The 22,349-nt window shown below is 55.4% G+C and carries 20 protein-coding genes; 7 read left to right on the top strand and 13 right to left on the bottom strand.

Annotated elements, in window-relative coordinates; genetic code table 11:
- Window positions 1-15 precede the first annotated feature (15 nt).
- Window positions 16-1,653, top strand: a complete 1,638-nt coding sequence (locus ACUY4S_RS10775) for a methyl-accepting chemotaxis protein (RefSeq protein WP_312689369.1) — start codon at window positions 16-18, stop codon at window positions 1,651-1,653.
- A gap of 47 nt (window positions 1,654-1,700) precedes the next feature.
- Here ACUY4S_RS10775 and ACUY4S_RS10770 read toward each other — a convergent pair whose 3' ends face one another.
- The 4 genes from ACUY4S_RS10770 to ycgZ form a co-directional block, all read right to left on the bottom strand.
- Window positions 1,701-3,125, bottom strand: a complete 1,425-nt coding sequence (locus tag ACUY4S_RS10770) for an alpha/beta hydrolase (protein ID WP_458021884.1) — start codon at window positions 3,123-3,125, stop codon at window positions 1,701-1,703.
- Between the two features lie 211 nt (window positions 3,126-3,336).
- Window positions 3,337-3,615 carry a biofilm development regulator YmgB/AriR family protein gene (locus ACUY4S_RS10765; protein ID WP_312689365.1) on the bottom strand — a complete coding sequence of 93 codons (279 nt, stop codon included), beginning with the start codon at window positions 3,613-3,615 and terminating at the stop codon, window positions 3,337-3,339.
- Window positions 3,616-3,654: 39 nt separating this feature from the next.
- On the bottom strand, window positions 3,655-3,966 hold the full coding sequence (locus tag ACUY4S_RS10760) for a hypothetical protein (protein WP_458021885.1): 312 nt from the start codon (window positions 3,964-3,966) through the stop codon (window positions 3,655-3,657).
- A 147-nt stretch (window positions 3,967-4,113) separates the two neighbouring features.
- Complete coding sequence (ycgZ, locus tag ACUY4S_RS10755) at window positions 4,114-4,353, bottom strand: regulatory protein YcgZ (protein ID WP_312689361.1); 240 nt, start codon at window positions 4,351-4,353, stop codon at window positions 4,114-4,116.
- 271 nt (window positions 4,354-4,624) lie between these two features.
- Here ycgZ and ACUY4S_RS10750 point away from each other — a divergent pair, with 271 nt between their 5' ends.
- The gene (locus tag ACUY4S_RS10750) at window positions 4,625-5,848 is read left to right on the top strand and encodes a diguanylate phosphodiesterase (RefSeq protein ID WP_312689359.1); all 1,224 of its coding nucleotides are present in this window, start codon (window positions 4,625-4,627) and stop codon (window positions 5,846-5,848) included.
- 95 nt (window positions 5,849-5,943) lie between these two features.
- Window positions 5,944-6,678: a MerR family transcriptional regulator gene (locus ACUY4S_RS10745; RefSeq protein WP_458021886.1), complete on the top strand. Its 735-nt coding sequence runs from the start codon at window positions 5,944-5,946 to the stop codon at window positions 6,676-6,678.
- 21 nt (window positions 6,679-6,699) lie between these two features.
- Here ACUY4S_RS10745 and ACUY4S_RS10740 read toward each other — a convergent pair whose 3' ends face one another.
- From ACUY4S_RS10740 to ACUY4S_RS10725, 4 genes are read right to left on the bottom strand one after another with little or no spacing between them, the layout of a single operon-like run.
- Window positions 6,700-7,935 (bottom strand): MFS transporter, encoded by a 1,236-nt coding sequence (locus ACUY4S_RS10740; RefSeq protein WP_312689355.1) that lies wholly within the window; start codon window positions 7,933-7,935, stop codon window positions 6,700-6,702.
- Between the two features lie 20 nt (window positions 7,936-7,955).
- The gene (locus tag ACUY4S_RS10735) at window positions 7,956-9,491 is read right to left on the bottom strand and encodes a DHA2 family efflux MFS transporter permease subunit (RefSeq protein ID WP_312689353.1); all 1,536 of its coding nucleotides are present in this window, start codon (window positions 9,489-9,491) and stop codon (window positions 7,956-7,958) included.
- Window positions 9,492-9,501: 10 nt separating this feature from the next.
- A complete protein-coding gene (locus ACUY4S_RS10730) occupies window positions 9,502-10,680 on the bottom strand; it encodes an HlyD family secretion protein (protein WP_458021887.1) in 1,179 nt (392 codons plus the stop codon).
- A 27-nt stretch (window positions 10,681-10,707) separates the two neighbouring features.
- Entirely contained in the window at window positions 10,708-11,163 is a 456-nt protein-coding gene (locus tag ACUY4S_RS10725) for a transcriptional regulator, SarA/Rot family (protein ID WP_312689351.1), read from the bottom strand.
- Between the two features lie 355 nt (window positions 11,164-11,518).
- On the opposite strand from ACUY4S_RS10725, the gene ACUY4S_RS10720 reads away from it, so the two are divergent.
- Window positions 11,519-12,040 carry an SMI1/KNR4 family protein gene (locus ACUY4S_RS10720; RefSeq protein WP_458021888.1) on the top strand — a complete coding sequence of 174 codons (522 nt, stop codon included), beginning with the start codon at window positions 11,519-11,521 and terminating at the stop codon, window positions 12,038-12,040.
- A gap of 47 nt (window positions 12,041-12,087) precedes the next feature.
- On the opposite strand, the gene ACUY4S_RS10715 is transcribed toward ACUY4S_RS10720, so the two are convergent.
- The 3 genes from ACUY4S_RS10715 to ACUY4S_RS10705 form a co-directional block, all read right to left on the bottom strand.
- Window positions 12,088-12,699 (bottom strand): hypothetical protein, encoded by a 612-nt coding sequence (locus tag ACUY4S_RS10715; RefSeq protein WP_312689349.1) that lies wholly within the window; start codon window positions 12,697-12,699, stop codon window positions 12,088-12,090.
- Window positions 12,696-14,354, bottom strand: a complete 1,659-nt coding sequence (locus tag ACUY4S_RS10710; protein WP_458021889.1) for a DUF6138 family protein — start codon at window positions 14,352-14,354, stop codon at window positions 12,696-12,698. Before ACUY4S_RS10710 ends, ACUY4S_RS10715 begins: the two co-directional genes overlap by 4 nt.
- Before the next feature lie 152 nt (window positions 14,355-14,506).
- On the bottom strand, window positions 14,507-15,709 hold the full coding sequence (locus tag ACUY4S_RS10705) for a DUF4303 domain-containing protein (RefSeq protein WP_458021890.1): 1,203 nt from the start codon (window positions 15,707-15,709) through the stop codon (window positions 14,507-14,509).
- A gap of 272 nt (window positions 15,710-15,981) precedes the next feature.
- Between ACUY4S_RS10705 and katG the strand changes: the two genes are divergently transcribed.
- Window positions 15,982-18,159, top strand: a complete 2,178-nt coding sequence (gene katG / locus ACUY4S_RS10700; RefSeq protein ID WP_458021891.1) for a catalase/peroxidase HPI — start codon at window positions 15,982-15,984, stop codon at window positions 18,157-18,159.
- A gap of 64 nt (window positions 18,160-18,223) precedes the next feature.
- On the opposite strand, the gene ACUY4S_RS10695 is transcribed toward katG, so the two are convergent.
- Window positions 18,224-19,201 carry a hypothetical protein gene (locus ACUY4S_RS10695; protein ID WP_312689342.1) on the bottom strand — a complete coding sequence of 326 codons (978 nt, stop codon included), beginning with the start codon at window positions 19,199-19,201 and terminating at the stop codon, window positions 18,224-18,226.
- A 442-nt stretch (window positions 19,202-19,643) separates the two neighbouring features.
- Entirely contained in the window at window positions 19,644-19,853 is a 210-nt protein-coding gene (locus tag ACUY4S_RS10690) for a hypothetical protein (RefSeq protein ID WP_312689340.1), read from the bottom strand.
- Between the two features lie 408 nt (window positions 19,854-20,261).
- On the opposite strand from ACUY4S_RS10690, the gene ACUY4S_RS10685 reads away from it, so the two are divergent.
- Window positions 20,262-21,242 carry a GlxA family transcriptional regulator gene (locus tag ACUY4S_RS10685; RefSeq protein WP_312689505.1) on the top strand — a complete coding sequence of 327 codons (981 nt, stop codon included), beginning with the start codon at window positions 20,262-20,264 and terminating at the stop codon, window positions 21,240-21,242.
- A 79-nt stretch (window positions 21,243-21,321) separates the two neighbouring features.
- Complete coding sequence (gap, locus tag ACUY4S_RS10680; protein ID WP_312689338.1) at window positions 21,322-22,332, top strand: type I glyceraldehyde-3-phosphate dehydrogenase; 1,011 nt, start codon at window positions 21,322-21,324, stop codon at window positions 22,330-22,332.
- The last annotated feature ends 17 nt before the right edge of the window (window positions 22,333-22,349 follow it).

The following is a 22,349-nucleotide window of genomic DNA, read 5'->3' as shown; positions in this document are numbered from 1 at the left end:
TTACCGGGAGTGTTTATGAATATTACCAGGCGTTTATTACTGACGTTTTCACTGTTGATTATTAGCCTGATCGTGACCAATGTGATCTCAATGATTTCATTGTCGAAAATTGGCAGTAATAATGAATATTTTCAGGAAAATATCCTGCCCAGCCTTAATGTGATGAATCAGGAAACCATCAAACTGACGCAACTGCGCGCCAAATTATTTTTGCATGGCCTGGCGACAGATAAAAACGAGATGGATACCATTAAACAGGACGTTGGGAAATCTTATGATGAACTGCTGGCCATGCATCAGCATTATCTTAACGACCTTGTGTCTGACGATCATGACCTGGAATTGTCGAAAAAGACGCAGGCTGATTTGCAAAGCTTCCGCCCGGTAATGGATCACTATTTTGCTATCTCCGACAGCAACGATCGCAACGCGATTGTGGGCGCCATGCGCCCGGGCGGCGTCATTGCCGCCAGCGTCGATACCCTGATTAAGGACTTCGCGGACCAGGTAGCGTATAACACCAAACTGGTCGACGAGGCGAATAAGGCCAGCAGCACCATGATCAGCAACGCAATCATGATCTCGGCCATTGCTACCCTTGCGGCCACCTTTGTACTGGGTATTTTTGGTCTGTTGACCGTGCTGGGCATCAAAAAACGGCTGAACGCGATGAAAGATGGCATGGTGAATATCAGCGAAAATCTGGACCTGAACCAGACGCTGGAAGCCGGACGCGCGGATGAGATCGGCACGGCGGTGAACGCCTTTAACGCACTGTTAGGCCGGATGTCCGAAGCGCTGGTGATGGTTCGCGCCGCGTCCCATTCGGTGAGCACCGCAGCAAATCAGATTGCGGTCGGCAACAACGAACTGGCAGCCCGTACTGAGCAGCAGTCCGCTGCGGTCGTTGAAACCGCCGCCAGCATGGAAGAGTTAAGTTCGACGGTGAAACAGAACGCGCAGAACGCCCAACAGGCCAGTGTGCTGGCCATCGCCGCGTCGGACAGCGCCAGCAAAGGTGGCAATGTCGTTGGCGCGGCAGTAGCGCGGATGAAAGAGATCAGTGAAAGCTCGCACCGCATTGCCGATATTACCTCGGTGATTAACGGCATTGCCTTCCAGACCAACATTCTGGCGCTTAACGCCGCCGTTGAAGCCGCCCGTGCCGGCGATCAGGGGCGTGGTTTCGCCGTCGTCGCCGGTGAAGTCCGCTCGCTGGCCCAGCGCAGTGCGCAGGCAGCAAAAGAGATCGAGACGCTGATCCAGGAATCGGTTTCTCAGGTAGCGGAAGGTACCCGCCAGGTTGATCTGGCCGGGGAAACCATGAGCGGCATTGTCCACTCTGTGACGCAGGTGAAAGATCTGATGCAGGAAATCGCCGCCGCCTCGGATGAACAAAACCGTGGCATCTCGCAGATTGCGCAAGCGATGAGCGAAATGGACACCACCACCCAGCAGAACGCCGCACTGGTACAGGAGTCGACAGCTGCTGCAGGCAGTCTGGAAGATCAGGCCACCAAATTGCAGGAAACGGTGAATGTGTTCCGCCTGCCGGGAGCCCAGCATGCGCCTACAGCACGGGTCAGCGGGCTGAAAACACCGCGCCTGGCGGCTGCATCCGGCCCGTCAGATGCCGGATGGGAAACGTTTTAATCGTTAAAAATCCGCTCCAGCCTGCCAGCATAAACTGGCAGGCTGCTTCAGTGCGCGTTATCGATACGCGCCTCTACCTGCGCCATCATCCACGGATAAAAGGGATTGGACGTTGCACGCATCAACGTATCCAGCCCGACAACCAGCGTCGAACTCTCTCCGCGGGGTGAAATAACCCCCAAACTGATGCCATAGCGTTCTTTCTGCGCTGGCGCACTGCCATATAACGAATCCTCCGGTGGGAACGGCACGGCGACATGAGACAGGGAGTACATGTCCTGCGGCCAGGCGATAGTTAACGGCTGCCGCGTCTCTGTCTGCTCCCCGGCTTCGGTAATGCGCGCCTCGGTTTGCGCGCTATGGGGCGACATGTTTGCAATCACCACCGTGCGGTACCGGCGCGGCGGCGCAGGCAGCAACGTATTCACTGCCGAGTAGGACGAGGCGCGGAACAACACGCCGAGATCCGCCGCCTGGTTAATATCAAACACCACCAGTTCACTGCCGTTGGCTGGCAGCCAGCGATACAGCGACTCCACCACCGCACGGGTGCTGACAGTCGAATCCATTACCGACTGAAAGGTGAGTACCGGGGCCAGCTTGTCGAGCAGCCCACTGCGTGACGCCTGCTGAATCTGCTGTTGCAGCGCCTGGGTCAGTAACCAGGATTGCCGCGCAGCATTCACCGGAAAGGAGTTGTACTTCCAGGGGTTAAACTCTGGCACCACATTCAGCCAGGCGGTGCGGGCGAATGCCGGGAATGCCGACGGCCAGCCCGCCAGTCCGGCAAAGCGCGCATAGGCGGTGACGCCAATCATCGGCGATAACAGCACAATTTGCTGCGGCTTTGGCTGACGCGGATCCTGCAGACTATCGAGGGCATATTTTAAGGCCAGCGCCCCGCCATTGGAGTAGCCGACGAGGTGCAATGGCACCTTGTCTCCTGCCCGTCGCGTGGCTTCACGCACTGCCAGACGGGTCGCCGCCACCCACGCCTGCCGTTTGACCGTGGCAAGCGAACCCGGCGCGGTGCCATGCCCGGGCAGGCGCGGCACCACAGCGACATAACCCCGCTGTTGATACGCCTGTGCCAGGTAATGCACGCTGTAGGGGGAATCCGTCAGGCCATGCAACAGCACCACGGCACCGCGCACTTTGCCTTGCGGCAGCAGAATAAATGATCGGTTCCAGTCGGGGTCAAAGCGTTGCGGGTAAACCGGGCTTTGCGCCGAGAAGCGGTTAAGGCCCGTTTTCTCCTCACTGCTTAGCGCATCTGTGATGTTGCGTTGCATATCGCGGAAAATGGCCGCTTCACGTGCCTGATAATCGGCAAAAGTTGCGTTATCGATCTCGCTGGCGCGCATTTCATCCGCCGACCAGGTGTGCCAGCGGTGCAGAGGAGGCCCCTTCTCAGACTGGTAAACCCGCCCGATGAAGAACACCGCTGCCAGCACAACCACGCCAATAACCATTTTCTTTACCAGTGGCTTCAGCTTAATACGTAACCTCTCCACCCTGTGCGATGCCGTATGCAGTAATACTGGAGTCTGGGTGTAATTACGCGCGATTGCAAACCCAGTGACCTGCCCCTTTCAGCCGTGCGGCTCTGCGCGAGCGCGGCAGACTCAGGGCAAAAAAATCGCCACGGGCGAAAACCTGTGGCGAAGATGAGCAAGCGGGAAGTTAAAGGTCATCCGTGGTATGGCGAACTACAATTTCCAGTGTTTTGCGAATGATGTCGCTTTTCACAACATCCTCAGTCGATTCCAACATTTTTATCAGCCCAATGATGATGGCTTTATTCGTAATATGCTTACTGTCAGCGAGGATATTACGAATAACAGCGCCTAATATGGCAGACTCTTCCGCCAGCGACTCACCCGCATTAAGAAAATATTCGGCGAGTGCCTTATCGGGCAAATCCGCATACCCTACATATTGTTCAAGCATCATCTGGCTCATGTATTGATACCATTGTTCAAAAGGATGCCCGTGCTGCAGTCAGTGTTTTTTACTGCCGCCGGACGGTTGTTGGTGACTGAAAAGATGATAGACATTATCCCGGTTCCCATCGTCCCATGGTGTTGACGGTTTCGCAGGCTTATGGCCTGCCCCGGCAAAATTATCGCTGCTGATTTCGGCGATAATGTTGCCCAGCGTCTCTCGACGCTGGCTATCCGGTTCACTGGCTTCCATCGCCTGTAACCTTCTTATCAATGCCAGCGTGCTGATCGGCGCATTCTCATTGAGGAGCGACAACACGGCCACGCCTATGAGTTCATCTGTCAGTTGCTCTCTTTCACTACTTGTCATAACTGCATCTCAGATTGCCGCTTTTAACCGAACCGCAGAAGATATTCTGGCAGTCCGCTGGAGGGGCCGGCTTCATGCTGTATCAGCCGTCCAGGCTAACGTTTCCCACCAGAGGTCACTTAAAAGCTCGCAAGTGTTGCGCTTACATTAACGATCAAACAGCAGACCAATCAGCGCATGATAGTGGCTCTCTTCTTCCTGACTTGTGGCCATTTCCAGGCGGGCCAGCAATTTTGAACAGATTGCTTTGCGGCTCAGATTGCGCCCCTCTTTAAGGATCTCTACGGTAATTTTCCCCAATATTTCTTGCTGACCTGGCAGCGTCGCACGGTTGAAGTAGCGATTAATGGCGTTTGCTGTTCCCGGAACTAAACTGTTCTGTTGCATCTGTTACTCCTGTAAGCTCAGTGGTCAGTCAATGTAGAATTAAAGTTATACAAAGTTAGCAATTTTGCATACTAAAATTGTACAAAATAATTAGCACTCTAATAAATTATCTATCTTAAGACTTTATTATCAATACGTTACATGAAAGATATATCTTTCACAGGAACGCCTTACCTGTACAATTCACGGTAAAACTTTCGACCCAAAATCAGGCAAGACGTGGCGGTATACATTTGCTACTGTGGCCGCTCATTCAACTATCGGGGCGCGTATGCTCACTACCCTTATCTATCGTAGTCATCAGTGCGACAGCATCTCCTATGCCATGCTTGAAGATATGGTCGCCGCCGCCAATGTAAAGAATGGCAACGCAGGGGTGACCGGCATTCTGCTTTTTAATGGCACGCACTTTTTTCAGTTACTGGAAGGGCCGGAAGAGAGCGTGATGGCGATTTATCAGGCCATTTGCGCGGATTTACGCCACAACAACCTGGTCGAATTGTTACGCGACTACGCCCCGTCGCGGCGGTTTGGTAAGACCGGTATGGAACTGTTTGATCTCCGGGAGCACGACCGGGAAGCGCTGTTACAAACCGTGCTGGACCGTGGCACCTCCAGGTATCAGCTCGTTTATGAAGATCGGGCATTACAGTTCTTTCAGGCGTTTGTTGAGGACGAGGCGAAAGAGCACTATTTTGAACTGCCGCAGGCTGACAGTTGGGCGTTTATCCCGGAGGGTGAGCCGGTGCGCATTCCGGCGAACAGTGCCGCCAATACCCTGCCATACCACTTCGCGTTTCAACCGATCATTGATCCCTTTGCGCGGCAAATTGTGTCGCTGGAGGCGCTGCTTCGCACCCCTGAGGGCGGTAACGCGCAGGCGTTCTTCGCCGGGTGCGACGATGACGAGCGTTATGCCGCCGATCTGCACAGTAAAAAAGTGGCTTTCGCCCTGGCCGGGGCACTCCCGCTGGGCCAGCAGACCCTCTCCGTCAACCTGCTACCGATGACGCTGGTGAAAATTCCCCACGCGGTGGACGTAATCCTGCAGGCGATCCATGCGAACGGGCTGGTGCCAGAGCAAATTATCGTGGAATTTACAGAAAGCGAGATCGTCACGCGTTTGAGTGAATTTACCGAAGCGGTCAAGCTGTTGAAAGGCGCAGGCATTCGCGTGGCGATTGATCATTTCGGCGCAGGGCATGCCGGACTGTTACTGCTGACGCAGTTCCAGCCGGACCGGATCAAAATTAACCGGGCGCTTATTGGGGATGTGCATAAAAGCGGCTCCCGGCAGGCGGTGATCCTCGCCATTATTCAGTGCTGTCGCTCGCTGGAGATCGCCGTATCCGCCGTCGGGGTCGAGAAGCCGGAAGAGTGGATGTGGCTGGAGTCGGCCGGTATTTCGCAGTTTCAGGGCTACCTGTTCGCGAAACCCCTCGCGCTTGGCGTCGCAGCGGTTGCCTGGCCTGAAAAGCAGGACGAGCGCGAGTAAACTGCAATCTGCAAGTTGTACAATTCCTCCGTTTGTACAACTTTCGCCATTTTTATAAGATAGACAGTTATCAGCAGGAAGAGTACGAGGAAGCCATGGCTCTTTACAGTATTGGCGAGGTGGCCGAGAAATGCGGCATCAACCCGGTGACGCTACGCGCCTGGCAGCGACGTTACGGTCTGTTAAAACCGCAGCGTAGCGTCGGCGGCCATCGCCAGTTTGATGACACGGACATCCAGCGCATAGAAGCGATAAAACGCTGGATTGAGAGCGGCGTGTCCGTCAGTAAAGTGAAAGCGTTGCTGGACGATAACCCGCAGGCGGCGGCCGATCCCTGGGCGGCCGTGCAGGAGGAAATCCTTGCGGTGCTGCGCGAGGTTCGCCCGGCAAAATTGCGTCACCTTGTTGCCGCGCTGGGCACGAAGCACCGCGCGAATGTGCTGATCGATAATATTATTGTGCCTGTTCGTCTGCGGCTGAATCGCGATCACAACACCGCGCGAACCATGTTAAGCCTGCTGGATGGCGCCCTCATTGATTACGCCGTTTCATGCAGTTCCGCGGCGCGAAGCAGCGCCGGAAAAGAGGCATTATTACTGGCCTGGAATAATGAAGATCGTACCCGGCTGTGGCTGGAAGCCTGGCGTCTGACGCAACAGGGGTGGCGCATTGATGTGCTGGCAGAGCCGCTGGATGCGCCCCACCCGGAGTTTTTCCCCGGGCAACATCTTTTTGCCTGGACTGGCAAAAGCCTGACGCGCAGCCAGTCGCAACAGCTCACACACTGGCGGGAACAAGGGTTCGCCATCGCCATTCACGACGCGCCCTGAATCACGCCGGTTGTTTTTCCCCTACTCTGCACTGCTTTCCAGCCGCTGACGGTGGCGCAAGCCGGGGAACCACTTCATCCACAACGCGACCACCACCAGCGTGCCGATGCCGCCAATAGCCGCTGCGGGCACTGCGCCAAGCCAGGCGGCCAGCATTCCGGACTCGAACTCACCCAGCTGGTTTGAGGTGTTGATAAAGATCGAATTGACGGCGTTAACCCGCCCGCGCATTTCATCTGGGGTATCCAGCTGCACCAGCGAACCGCGGATCACCATGCTCACCATATCGCAACCGCCGAGGGCGAACAGCGCCAGCAACGACAGCCACATCCAGCTTGAGAAGGCGAAAATCAGCGTCGCCACGCCAAACCCTGCCACACTGACAAACATGATCATGCCAACGTGACGGTTTAGCGCACGATGGCTTAACCAGAAGCCCACCAGCAGGGCCCCCACCGCTGGCGCGCTGCGCAGTAGTCCCAACCCCAGCGGGCCGGTGTGCAGCACATCATGAGCAAATATGGGCAACAGCGCCGTCGCACCGCCCAACAGTACCGCAAACAGATCCAGCGAAATGACCCCCAGCACATCCGGGCGACGACGGATAAAACTGACGCCAGCGAACAGTGAAGAGAGCGTGGCGGGCGTTCGCTTCGGCTGCGCCTGTTCATAACGCAGGGTCATCACCAGCAGCAGCGAAACCAGATATAACCCGGCGGTAGCGGTATAGACCACATCCGCGCCGGTGGCGTAAAGAAAGCCGCCCAGCGCCGGGCCGACAATTTGCGCCGCCTGCCCCGAAACGGCGCTGGCAGCCGTAGCCCGGGGCAACAGCGCCGCAGGCACCAGCGCGGGCAGCATTGACACCATGGCCGGTGATTCCAGCGTTTTGGCGCAGGAGATGACAAAAATCAGCAGCAGGATCACGCTGACGCCGGCATCGCCCTGCCAGGTCAGCCAGGCTAGCAACGCAATGGCCCCCCATTCACAGATCTGCCCCAGTAGCACCACGCGACGGCGATCAAACTGGTCGGCAATATGCCCGGCGGGTAATGCCAGCGTCACTGAGGGAATAAACTGTACCAGACCGATCATGCCGAGCCAGAAGGCGCTGTGTGTCTGGGCGTAAATCTGCCAGCCGACAATGATCGATAACATCTGAAAACCGAAACTGGAGCTGGTGCGTGCAAGCCAGAACGCCACAAACGAACGGTGCTGCAATAAACGGCCATCACTGGCGGGTGATCCTGCTGCCATAACTTATCTCATCTTTATCATTAATGTCCCGCTGACGGCGCGCCAGGCGCCCCCGAGCGGACAAACGGCGGGCGGGCAAACCAAATCACCACCATTAACGCCATAAATCCCCAACCCAGCACCCAGAAATAATCAATGGTCGACATCATATAGGCTTGTTGCTCAATGGTTTTATCGACCGCCGCCAGGTGCTGCTGCGTTGCTCCACCCATGCGGCTCAGGTAATTGACCGCCGCCGGGTTATACACCGAAACGCTCTCCGTCAGTGTCGCATGATGATAGATCTCGCGATGTGACCAGATCCAGGTGGTGAGTGAGGAGGCAAACGACCCGCCAAGCACGCGGAAAAAGGTCGCCAGCCCGGATCCCTCCGCCACCTCAGCCCCGTGCAGGTTCGACAGCACAATGGTGGTAATTGGCATAAAGAAAAACGCCACGCCAATGCCCATAAACATCTGCACTTCGGCAATGGTACGGAAGTCGACGTTCGTATTGAACTGAGCGCGAATCAGACAGGAGACACCCATCGTCAGAAACGACAGCGTCGCCAGGATACGCAAATCCACCTTGTGGGCATAACGACCAATAAAGGGCGTCAGTAATAACGGTAAAAACCCCATCGGGGCGGCGGCCATACCGGCCCAAATGGCGGTATACCCCATCTGGGTTTGCAGCCACTGCGGCAGAATAATATTGATGGCGAAAAATGCCGCATACCCGAGCGTCAGCGTTAGCGTACCGATGGCAAAATTGCGGTCTTTAAACAGCCGCAGGTTTACGATCGGGTGGCGTTCTCCCAGCTCCCAGATCACAAACGACACCAGCGCAATCGCGGATATCACCGACATGACGATAATTTCCGTGGCGGCAAACCAGTCGAGATCGTTGCCTTTATCCAGCACCACCTGCAACAGCCCTACCCCCAGCACCAGCAAGGCAATGCCAACATAGTCGACAGGCGAGGAGACCGTGGTTTCTTCGCGGGCGCGTAATTGCGTCCATACCACGATGGCCGCAAAAATACCGATCGGCACATTGATATAAAATATCCACGGCCAGGAGTAATTATCGGTGATCCAGCCGCCGGTAATCGGCCCGACAATCGGTGCCACCACGGTGACCATCGATAACAATGCCAGGGCCATACTGCGCTTGCTGGTCGGGAATATGACCAGTAGTAGGGTCTGGCACATCGGAAACATGGGCCCGGCAAAGAACCCCTGCAAAGCGCGGAAAATGATAAGCTCAGTCATGCTGTGGGCGAATCCGCACAGGAAAGAGGTCAGGGTGAACAGCGCCACCGATCCGACAAACAACCGCAACTGACCAAAACGACGGGTAAACCACCCCGTGAGCGGCAACGCAATGGCATTGCACACCGCAAATGAGGTAATGACCCAGGTGCCCTGATCCGAACTGACGCCCAGGTTACCGGCAATCGTCGGCAGCGCCACGTTGGCGATAGTGGTATCCAGCACCTGCATAAATGTCGCCAGCGACAACGCAATGGTCGCCAGCAGCAGACTGGGTGGCGCGAACGCCGACTTATCTTGCATAACCACTCTCTTAGCGGGCGCTGGAGGCTACCACCTGGCTGTTGTCATGAAGGATCTTCGCCACCACTTGATCCGCATTTGCCAGTGCATTCTGGTAAACATCGGTGGTAAAGCGCGGCGTCTGCACGCTCTGTTGCGGCAGTAGGTGGCCGTCAGCATGGCGAATATCCACGCGGGCGAACATCGACAGCCCGACACGCAGCGGATGTTTCTCCATATCATGGGGATCGAGCGTAATACGGACCGGCAGGCGCTGGACGATTTTGATCCAGTTACCGCTGGCGTTCTGCGCTGGCAGCAATGAAAACGCACTCCCGGTGCCAATGCCCAGACTGGTGATCGTGCCCTGATATTCGACTTTATCGCCGTACAGATCCGCCGTCAGCGTGACACTCTGCCCCAGCCGCATGGCGTCCATCTGGCTCTCTTTAAAGTTGGCGTCAACCCACACCTGATCCAACGGTACAATGGACAGCAGTGTGGTGCCAGAGTCCACGCGCATGCCCAGTTGCACCGCACGTTTAGCAACATAACCGCTCACCGGCGCAACGATGGTGCTGCGGGCGTTGTCGAGGTAGCGCTGGCGCAGCGTGGCCACCGCATTTTTGATCTCCGGGTGGCTGTCGATAACGGTATCGTCCACCATCGCCAGGTTGGTACTTAATGCCTGCTGCACCGCCGCCAGATCGCTTTTGGCGCTGGTTACCGCATCACGGTAGTGCGCCAGGTCTTCGGTCGAAATGGCCCCGCTGGCGGCAATTTTCTGTCGCCGCGCATAATCGCTTTGCGCGGTTTCCAGCGCCACCTTTTTGGCCGCGACCTGCGCACGATAATTATCCACCGTGCTGTAGAGACCACGCACCTGGCGCACCGTGCTCGCCAGATTCGCTTCCGCCTGTTGCAGGGCGATCTGCGTATCGCTGGGATCGAGCAGCACCAGTGGCTGGCCTTTTTGCACATAGTCGCCTTCATCGACCGCCACCTGGGTAACCGTGCCGGAAATCTGCGGTGTTAGCGTCACCAGGTTGGCGTTTACATAAGCGTCATCGGTGGTTTGATAATAGCGGGCATATAACAAATACCAGGCAACACAGCCTGCGGCAATCAACAGCAGCAGCACAAACAGAATGGCAAAATTGCGCTTACGTTTGCCCGGCGCACGTTCCGGTTGGTCAGAAGGAGTTTGCATCTTTATCGTAACCTTATTCAGGACAGCTTAGCGATGTGGACGAGTGGCCTCATCCGGCAGCATTTTGATCAGAAGCTCGACGAGCTGGCGTGATTCGTCGGCGGTCAGGCGTTCGGTCAGCGAACCCAGAATCGAGGCCAGCGCCTCATTCTGAAAACGGTCGCAGATCGCTCGCCCTTTGTCGGTCAGTCCTAGGATGACCTGGCGCTTGTCGTCCTGATTGGTGTTACGCACAACCAAATCGCGTTTCACCATGCGCTCGAGCATGCGGCTCATTGCCCCGGCATCCATCAGCAGGTTTTTGCTGACCTCAACCGGGCTGTTAAAGCCTTTATAAATGCTGATCAGCACCTTGAACTGCGCAGCGGTGATGTCCGTGGCGGAGAAATAGTGGCTAATCAACTGATCCTTAAACTGGTTGGCCAGGTGGATCAGCAAACCAAGATGCAGTTTGGGTGGAGAAATATCCGTAGCGTCGGTCATGGTATTTGCCTGGTCAATAATTACAAATGAAATTACTGACCAGGCAGTTAACTGTCAATGACGTGTCAAGAAGATCGCACATTTTGTCAGTTTTTTAACATGTGCAGGCAGCCAATAAACACCCGATTCGTTGTTAATAAAGGATTTAATCTGAAACAGAGGTTCAGCCCCGGCCGTGGCGTACGCTTTTTCCACGCCAGTTTCCGCGCTATGCGGAGAGGTAACAAGGTGCTGTCAGGGTGAAAGGTGCAGTGAACGTTGGGCTTGCGATATTCACTACGATAATATGTGCCGTCAGTTTATCGTCGGTTTTTGGGCCAGGCCGTGTTCACACCGATTAAAACAAGGAGTTACCATGCCTGTTTCTTGTGGGAAACCTCTGCCCGTTACAGAGGTTCAGACGTTGACAACAAAATATGCCATCACGTTACCGGATGACTACCAGGAATTTCTCAAAAAACAAAATGGTTTTGTCGTCAAGAGTCCCGATTATTGTGCGTTAGATTTTCAGGGTGTTGATGAGGGCATCATTGCGTTTGATGCGTTATTTGGCCTCCATACGCTGAACGAAAATTATGATCTTCACTACCATAATGATGAATTTCTCGATGAGATTGCGTTTATTCGCAACGCATTCATCATTGGTGACGATCCTGGCGGAAACTACTATATCCTGGTCAATGACGCGGGCAGACGCGGGGTTTATTACTGGGACAGAACCCATCTGCATGCTGAAGATGCCATCCAGGCATTTGCTATACCGGAGCAAGATGAGTGCGGCAACCTCTACAAACTGACGCCCGATTTCGCTGCATTCTATGACCTGATTGCCGCGAACACGCTTGCCAGGGGTATGAAAATCAACAATGACCTGTAACCCCTGGCGCCAGATGTGCCCCTTAACAGAACGAAGGGTGATGTCTGCTACACGTTGCCCCAGCGCCCGAGGCCCCAGCGGACTTTTCCTTCCACAATAAGACGCCCGCCACAGGGTGGGTAGCCCGGCGGCGCGGTCGAGACATTACGCATTGACGGATAGATTTGAACGTGCTGAAAAATAGTCTGTAACGCCTGATGGTGCGGGTTAAGGTCCGGCAATGCATACCAGATCAGCTCGCCAAGGGATTTTTCGATCCAGTTTTCGACCTCTTCCTCCGCCGTGACCGGGTGCATAAATGCCGGGCTTTCCGCCATCGCCTGCAAACGGGCAAAATCGCCAACACGCCATCCGCAAAACTCCAGCGGCTCCGCAGCAAAACAGAGATCCTCAACGAACGCTTTTTCTTCCGCGCCCAGCGCGGCTTCTTCCTCCTCACTTAACTGGTCGTAGAGGAAAATCGCCGCCAGCGAAGGCAACTGGTGGACGACCAGGGCCGGATGTTCGCCGCTACCGCCACCAAGAACGAGGTTCTCCGGCGTGGCGCTGAAGTCATAAGCGCCCCGCCCTTCCCCCTCAATGTTCTGCAACGGGTGGTAAATGGGCAGGTAACCTAACTCGCCAATCCATTCATGATCGTAACTGTCGATGTAGCTCATGCTGCCTCTTCTTTGTCGGCAGCTGCACACAATGCGCGGTACAGCTGCTGTTTTTCACCGCGGGCTTTCGCCGCCAGTTTGTTTAACTTCTCCCGCCTGCCCCACAGCAAAAACAGAATATGTTCAACGGTGTAACCCGGTAGGGGCGACAGTTGCGCCACCAGCAGGCGTAACATCTGATCATCCTCTAACTGTGGCAGCTTTAATTTTAGCGACATTGTCGCGCAGCGCAGGCAGGCGACCAGCACGGGCAGCGTCTTTTCGTTAAGGGCGTAGCGCTCAATAAACACCTTACAGAATGCATCCTGGACAGACTGGTGTTCCTCATCCACCAGCGACATATAGTCGCACAGCAGCGGGAAATAACGCTCGCAACTCAGGGCCAGACCAAACGTGGCGTATGTGCCCGGCATGCAGCTTTTTTCCGCTTCCGCATCGGCATACACCTCATATTGCTGCATGGCGATACGGGCATAAGCCTCCAGTTGCGCAAACAACGGCGGATATTGCAGCGCACTGGCAAAAAAACGGTGCGTGTCGGACCGCGCCAGCCCTTTTAGCGGCAGGTAGTTTTTCGCTGTCGACTTGAGTTTGATTTTGTAATTACGCGGGAAGCCCTGCTCCAGCAGACGTACAATAAACGCCAGTGCATGTTGCCAGGCGGCGGCCTTTTCCTCGCGGATTTCAATGGTGACGTGTGCCAGCACATCGTTCGCACTGCACACGACCTCCGGGCGCTGCAGCACCGTTTCGGCCAGCGCACCGCTGCCTTCACGCAGGTAGCGCCCGGCTTTCTTGCTGCCCAATTGCTGCGCCAGCGCCAGATACTGTAAACCGGTCGGTTTGCTGTAACTGGGTTCAAAGCGCAGGATCAATACGGCCACATAGAGCAGCAGATCCAGTGGCTGCGTACCGTCGTCGCTGTCGCAAAGCGTCGGCGCATCTGGTTTCAGGTGGTAAGTGCGCTCGCCCCAGCCAGATTTTTCAACCGTAAAATAGTGCGGCAAAAAGTGCTTTTCTACCCACTCGCTCAGCTGAAACGCTATCCAGTGGCGATGCTCCGCCTGTTGCGGTGTGCCACGGTTGCGTTGTTCGATAAGCGCGCATCCGCGCAGCAACATGGCGATATCCGGTTGCGGGTAGAGATCGGGATTCAGCGCGTTGCTGCAATAAAACAGGGTCGAGGTGGGATCGGTGGCGGCAGTCCCCTGCTCCAGTACCGCGTTCTGCCAGCGCGCCATCGCCTGGCGAAGCTGCGCGATTTTGGCGTGATGTATCTCATTCACCAGCGTGGCTTCCAGCAGGCCATCGACGGTGGCGAAGCGCGCCTTCGCCCGGAAGCGGTAGTAACTGAAGGCCTTCGGCAGACGCAGCAGGATAAGCGCGGTGATGGCGGGCAGCCAGACGGTGTTGACCTCCGTCTGCGTCAGCGTTCCGAGCCAGTCTTCGGCGTCCTGGTCGTCGTCTCTGAAACGGCCGATCTCATTATCCAGCGTCACTCGCTGCGCTTCACAGTTCAGGATCAGGGCGTAATCCGCTGCGCGCAGAGGATTATCATCAGCGCCCTCCGGCGCGTGGCGGGTGGTGGCTTCATCAAACCAGCGGTTGACCAGCGCCAGCGCGCGTTCAACAGAAAGCGAGGGTGCAACAGGCATCACAGCATCCTTTGTTGTGGTGAGAACGTTTTATAACCTGATGATTTTAAAGACACAAGTGCGGATTATGGTGGGCGCGCATAGCGATGCTGATGGACTCCGATGGGCTTTAGCATGAAAGCCCATCCACGGCAAACGCGATGCACGCGAAATCAGCCGAGTTTATCTTCAAACGCCTCCAGCACCGCAGCGGCATGCTCGCGGATCACCCGCCAGCGGGATGCAAGCCCTGCACGCGCCGCGGCAACTTCCGTGGCCGTGATCCGGCAATACCCGCGCCCCGGTGCCAGTTCTTGCGCCAGCGCCGGTTCCAGCTGCGGAAACTGTTCCAGCACCTGTTCTAATGGGCGATAATCCAGCGGCCGGAAGTGGCCATCTTCACGAAATGCCCGATACGGACCGGCAAGCCCGCCCGCCGCAATATCCAGGGGCAATGCCGGAACCCGCGCGGCAATGCACGCCATCTGGTCAAGACGCGCCAGCGCCGCCGCTGCCCAGCGACGGTCGCTCTCGTCCGCTGCCGGGTCATCCAGCAACAGGCACAGCGCCGCAGTGGCTTCGTCTGTCGACACGTTGATCTCCGCCAGCAACATGCTCGCTTTCCACTTATCACCCGGCTGCTCTCCACGGATCACCGCACAAAGTGGCGGAACCGCTGCCTCGCCCAGGGGTTTAAGCAACGCTTCATAATCGCCATACAGTATGCCCCGTGGCGCCGAGCCAACCACCTGCGGCACCAGCTCCGCCAGCTGCTGGTCAACTGGCAACCCGGCAATGCGTTGTCTTTCCACGGCTTCGGCATCAAAGCGCGGAAAATGGCGCGCGATTTGCGTTTTCGTCAGGCTTAACGGGACAAGCTCTTCAGCCTCGTCGGCGGCGATGGCAATAAACGCCTTGCTGACAATGCCCTCGTCCAGCAATTGCTTACGCGCTTTTTTGGCCGCTTTGGGGAATATGTGCAAAAAGCGGTTATAGACGTTTTCCCAGCCGGAAAATGTGCCGTCCTGCGCCGCGAAGGCCTGGCAGGCATCGGCCCAGCGCTCGCCCTCTTCATCGATCTCCTGGCAGTGTGGCAGATCCGCGCCGGACCAGCGCAGCTCTTCACTCAACGCTTCTGCGGGCGTGGTGTAGCCGAGTTCGCGCTGATAGTACGCCACGCGCTGCGCCAGGCTCTCTTCCGTGCCCGTGGCAATACAAGGCCAGCTCATCTGCTCGCCATCACCGTAAAAGGCATGAAACATGGCCGCGTATATCTGCTCATCCGGATACTGCTGATGAACCTGGCGTACCGCGTTAACCATGCTGTTTATCGCGGCGGCTTCAAGTCCCCGCCAGTCAAATGTGCGTTTTGCCATCGTCATCTCCCTGTGAATGTCGGCCTGAGTCTACGGCAGCGGGATTTTCAATACCAGCGTCAACAAAACGGCGAAAAGAGAGGAAAAAAACCCTGGCAAGCGTGCAGGAATAGCTAATGTTTAAAAAGGCGTAGTCTGAAATACGCCTTTCTGCCGGGAAAATTGCGCTTCGGTAGAAAGGTATTAACTATCAAATCTGTAGATTCATTCAAATACCTTTAACAGGTCGCGGTGTATATCGTAGAGCCTACATACAGCAAATGGAGCCCGATATGAGCATGTCAGACGATAAAACCCACTCTGCCTCCGCAGAGAAATGCCCTTTTCATGACCAAAACAAGCAGAACATTAAACGTGTGACCGCCAATCAGGACTGGTGGCCCAATCAACTGCGCGTGGACTTGCTGAACCAACATTCCAACCGTTCTAATCCCCTCGGTGACAAATTCAACTATCGCGAAGAGTTCAAAAAACTGGACTACCCGGCGCTGAAAGCCGACATTCGCGCCCTGTTAACCGATTCACAAGAGTGGTGGCCGGCGGACTGGGGCAGCTATATCGGGTTGTTTATCCGCATGGCCTGGCACAGTGCCGGGACCTACCGTACGGTAGACGGCCGCGGTGGTTCCGGGCGTGGTCAGCAACGTTTTGCACCGCTTAACTCCTGGCCGGACAACGTCAGTCTGGATAAAGCCCGCCGCCTGTTGTGGCCGGTTAAACAGAAATACGGTCAAAAAATCTCGTGGGGCGATCTGTTCATTCTGGCCGGTAACGTCGCGCTGGAAAATGCCGGATTCCGTACCTTTGGTTTCGGCGCAGGCCGTGAAGATGTCTGGGAGCCGGATCTGGACATCGACTGGGGTAACGAAAAAGAGTGGCTGGCGCACCGCCACCCGGAAAGTCTCGCTCAGGCGGCAATTGGCGCAACGGAAATGGGGCTGATTTATGTCAACCCGGAAGGCCCGAATGCCAGCGGCGAACCTACCTCAGCCGGGGATGCCATCCGCGCAACCTTTGGCAACATGGGGATGAATGACGAAGAGATTGTCGCGCTGATCGCAGGCGGCCATACGCTGGGTAAAACGCACGGTGCCGCCCCGGCAAGCCACGTCGGCCCGGAACCGGAAGCCGCCCCGCTGGAGGCGCAGGGACTTGGCTGGTCAAGCGACTACGGTAGCGGCGTGGGGGCAGATGCCATTACCTCCGGTCTGGAAGTAGTCTGGACGCAAACCCCAACGCAGTGGAGCAACTACTTCTTCGAAAACCTGTTCAAATATGAATGGGTGCAAACCCGCAGCCCGGCTGGCGCGATCCAGTTTGTCGCCGAAGATGCGCCAGAGATCATTCCCGATCCTTTCGACCCGTCGAAGAAACGCAAACCCACCATGCTGGTGACCGACCTGACGCTGCGTTTCGACCCGGATTTCGAGAAGATTTCCCGCCGTTTCCTGAACGATCCACAAGCCTTTAATGAGGCGTTTGCCCGCGCATGGTTCAAGCTGACCCACCGCGATATGGGGCCAAAAGCGCGCTACATTGGGCCGGAAGTGCCGAAAGAAGATCTGATTTGGCAGGATCCGCTGCCAGCGGCAGTCCATCAGCCGAACGGGGCAGACATCGCCAGCCTGAAAGCCGCCATTGCCGAATCCGGTCTGTCGGTCAGTGAACTGGTGTCTGTTGCCTGGGCTTCTGCTTCGACCTTCCGTGGTGGTGACAAACGTGGCGGCGCCAATGGCGCGCGGCTGGCGCTGGCACCGCAGAAAGACTGGCCGGTGAACGCTATTGCCGCCAAAGCGCTGCCGGCGTTGCAGAGCATTCAGCAAACTTCAGGCAAAGCGTCGCTGGCGGATATCATTGTACTGGCCGGGGTTGTCGGTATCGAGAAAGCCGCTGCTGCTGCCGGGATTCAGGTCACGGTACCGTTCACACCGGGTCGCGTCGATGCACGCCAGGACCAGACTGATGTGGAGTCGTTCAGTCTGATGGAGCCGCAAGCCGATGGCTTCCGTAATTACCGTCGGGTGTGGGACGGTATTACCACCGAAACACTGCTGATTGATAAAGCGCAGCAACTGACGCTCACCGCGCCAGAAATGACGGCGCTGGTCGGTGGGTTGCGGGTGCTGGGGGCAAACTATGATGGCAGCCAGCACGGCGTCTTTACAGATAAACCCGGCGTATTGAGCACCGATTTCTTCGTTAATCTGCTGGATATGCGCACCGCCTGGCGCGCGGCTGATGAAAAAGCAGAGCTGTTTGAAGGCCGCGATCGTAAGAGTGGCGCAGTGAAATATACCGCCACACGTAACGATCTGGTGTTTGGCTCCAACTCGATCCTGCGTGCACTGGCAGAAGTCTATGCCAGCGACGATGGCGGTCAGAAATTCGTTAACGACTTTGTTGCAGCCTGGACGAAAGTGATGAATCTGGACCGCTTCGACCTGCTGTAATTTGATGGCCCGGCAGAAAAAATACCCTCTGCCGGGCTTTTATTCTTATCTTCGGCGATTGCCGTTATTTCAGTCTTTCTCTCAATTTATCGACCTGCGCTTGCATCGTCTGGATTGATTCTTGTAATTCCTGCAAGGCTGCATTTGTGGCCGACTCTTTGCTTTCAATGGTGTCAATAAATCCTTTAAACGCGCTGATTTTATTTAATACCTTTTCATGGTTATTTAACTGTTCGACAAGGGATTCCAGAAACTCTTTTTCATTACTGTGATGCCACGATTGCGGAATATGCATCTCTTTTTTACGGTTCCGGAGATAAGTCGTCACTTCATCATATTCGCGCCAGGAATGAATAAAAGCGATTGTCTCAGCACTTTGCCCCAGAATACGTTTGATGTTAATAACCTCATCTTCCGGGCAACAGATAACCCGGATAGCGCTATAGGGGAAAACAAGCCCCCCCATCTCTTCGTTTGCATACCGCCATTCTCGTTCCCACATAAACCCCTGTTTCGCCGTATCTTCAAGCAACGGCATCATTAATGGATAAGTGCCACTCACCAGCGACGTGAGCCTTTGCGCTAACTCGTCGTCAGTAATGTCTGCCTTGTCCAGTTTCTGCTTGATAAACAGGATGTCTTTTTTGAGCTTTTCATCAGCATAGATACAAGGTCGGGCACCTAACTTCGCTAAAGCACTTTTATCGAAACCAATCCCATATAACTGATCGCTGCTCCAGCGCCTGTAACTACGATAACGGAAAAAATCCAGCGCAAACGTAGGCGATTCTGAGAAACACACCACCTTAGCCTGATAATGACGATCTTCACTTTGCGCTTCGGGAATGGAAGCGCGTAAAAATCCCTCACAATAAAGAAAATTATCCTCTGGTGACAAAATAGATTCGATAGCTTTGCGTCCGGTCATATGAAAAAGAAAGGGCGACATATCAGGTTTTTCGACCGGGGTTAGTTCAAATGTTGGCGTATCAATACGAAAGTCGTGCCAGCGCACAGATGAAGAATAAGGCGGTAGTACCATTGTCACTCCCCTGTTACTCATCAACGTCAGATATTCGGTAGCGGTTTGCCTGCGCAAACCTGTTAATGGGCTACCTTAGGTGACATTTTTTAATTTTTCTCCTTTTTTTACGGCTCTCTTTGATTACAGTATTAATTAACAGAAATTTTCGTCAGGGCACATTAAAGCGATTATCGCTGCGCCATCATGCGAAAAAAATCCCGGCGCGTGCCGGGAAGCGAGTGACAGATAACGAGTCAGGTACGACGGCAGATCCTGCCGCCAAAATAAGGGTAACAACACAGGAAGCCGTCAGCCGGGTGAAGCAGAGTCCGTGACAGGGCTCGCGGTTATTTAAAGGGAAAATTATTTAAAGCTGATGACATGCGCACGGATTGCCAAAAAAGAGGTCAGGCGGCCATGTTCTTATCGTGCCGCCTGCAATCACAGCGGTGCCCTGCTTTTAGCCTGAAGCGGAAGAGGCTTCCTGCTCAAGCCGCAGGACAAAATGATTGTCGTGGCGGGCAATTTTTGCCCCGGTCATACCGTAATTCGTCGACAACATAAAAAATGCATCGGCATCAACATCAAAAGCAAGCTCAACTTCTTTGTGCTTTCCTGAGCTAATCATTTGATAAGCCTGTTTTAAATTGTACGCTTTTGCTATAGCCATGGATCATTCCTCACGCGGTACGCTGCTGACATGAAATGGATATCCTTTCTATAGAGTAGCGACTAACGAGCATGCCTGCTGCTAAAAAAACGGCGTTTCAGAATGAGCTGAGCCTCAACGCCAACGGCAAACTTGTTTCCGCCGCCGATCTGTCCTGACTGACAAAGGCCTCACGATGGCCCTTCTTTCAAAAAGCAGAGCAAATCTATCACACTCCCGGTGTCCTCTGGCAAGTGCTGTTGCTGGCCAGGACGGACGCAACCTTTACCTTGCCTGCAATGGGGCTGGCAACGCGTGACTGTTCATTGTGCTGCGCAGGCTTTCTTACGTGACGTTGTCACGTATGTCTTTGTCGAAACATTACCTCTCGCTGTTGACTTATTATGTGATCAGCGTACTTTTCAGGCCATGAAAACATTCCTGATTATCGTTCCTGATGGCGGCATGTTGTTTGAAGCCGCCGGTATTGCCGACATCCTGATGCAGGCCAACCGCCTGCACACTGAAGCGGGTGCCGCGCCGCGCTATAAAATCAGCATCGCCACCACTCAACCGCACCAGGTTATCCATGGTCAGTCCGGCTTAAATTTACTGGCTGACTATCGTTTGCCCGATCTGGATCCGCGGGAGCCACGCGACACCATCATGATTACCGGGCGCGGTATTGATGCAGAGGAAGGCACCGCCGTGGTGGACTGGCTGAAGCTTGCCGCGCCGCATGCCCGACGGGTGACGTCCATCTGCGGCGGCGCAATGCTGCTGGCGGAAAGCGGCCTGCTTAATGGCCGCCGGGCAACCAGCCACTGGCGGCTGCTGGAAACCCTGCAACGCGCATTTCCACAGGTGAAGGTTGAAGGCGGCCCGCTCTATATACAGGATGGGCCAGTCTGGACCTCGGGCGGCGTCAGTTCGGGGTTCGATCTGACGCTGGCGCTGGTGGAAGAGGATTACGGTTTTACCCTTGCCCGCGATGTTGCGCAGGACCTGGTAATGTACCTGCGCCGCCCCGGCGGACAGCTGCAGTTCAGCCGCTACCAGTTGCAACAGGCTGAAAACGAGGGTCCCATCAGCGAGCTGCAAAGCTGGATCCTGGCAAACCTGGCGGCAGAGTTGTCCGTGGAAAAACTGGCGGAACGTGTGGCAATGAGCCCGCGCAACTTTACCCGCGTTTTTACCCGTGAATGCGGCGTTTCTCCGGCAAGGTATGTCGCCGAAGCCCGCCTTGCTGCCGCCCGCCATCGTCTTGAGCAGACCCGCGAGACACTGGAACGGATCGCCACCGCCACCGGCTTTGGTAGCAGCATCAATTTACGCCGCACCTTTGAACGCCAGTTGCATCTGACACCCGGCGAATATCGTCAGCGCTTCCACTGTCGCAATATGGCCTAAAGTGATCCTTTTTTGTCATTTACGCCATTTCCCCTCCGGCCTACAGTGAATGCAGTTACCGCATAAGAAGGAGTCAATCATGGTGAAGGTTGGAATAAATGGTTTTGGCAGGATCGGACGTAACGTATTGCGTGCAGCATTAGGTAATGCCGACGTACAGATCGTGGCAATTAATGACCTGACAGACAGTAAAACCCTTGCTCACCTGCTCAAACACGATTCCCTGTTAGGGACGCTACCGGTGCCGGTTGAAGCCGGTGAAGGTCAGCTTCTGGTGGATGGCAAACCGGTGCGTGTGTTTAGCGAGCGTGACCCGGCGAATATTCCCTGGCGCGACGTCGGTGTAGAGATCGTGATTGAAGCGACCGGCTTCTTTACCGATCGTGAAAAAGCCGCGGTGCACATCACCCATGGCGGAGCGAAACGCGTCATTATTTCTGCGCCGGGTAAAAATGACGATTTGACCATCGTGCTGGGCGTAAACGACCAGCAATACGATCCGCAGCGTCACTTTGTCGTCAGTAACGGCAGCTGCACCACGAACGGGCTGGCCCCTGCAGCACAGGTGTTACACCAACGTTTTGGCATTGAGCACGGGCTAATGAATACCACGCACGCCTACACCAACAGCCAGGCGTTGCACGACCAGCCGGAAAAAGATCTGCGTGGCGCACGTGCCGCGGCGCTCTCTATCGTGCCTTATTCCAGCGGCGCGGCCAAAGCGCTCGGCAAAGTGATCCCGGAACTGGACGGGCGTCTCACCGGTTATTCCTTACGCGTACCGGTACCGGTGGTGTCCATTGTTGACCTCACCGTCACGTTAAAACGCGATGTCACCGTCGATGAAGTGAATGCCGCGTTCCGCGAAGCGGCAGAAGCTGGCCCATTAAAAGGGATTCTGGGGTATAGCGACGAGCCGCTGGTATCCAGCGATTATCAGGGCGATCCGCGCTCGTCCATTATCGATGGTCTGTCGACACTGGTGATTGGCGGCAATCTGGTAAAAATCCTCGCCTGGTACGATAACGAGTGGGGTTTCTCCAACCGTCTGGTCGAACTGGCGAATGTGATTGCCAGACGCGGCCTGTAACACCTCTCGCCCATCGC

It is taken from the genome of Kosakonia beeri (assembly GCF_054165705.1).
Note: the sequence above shows the minus strand (reverse complement) of the source record. Positions and strands in the feature narration are given on the sequence as shown.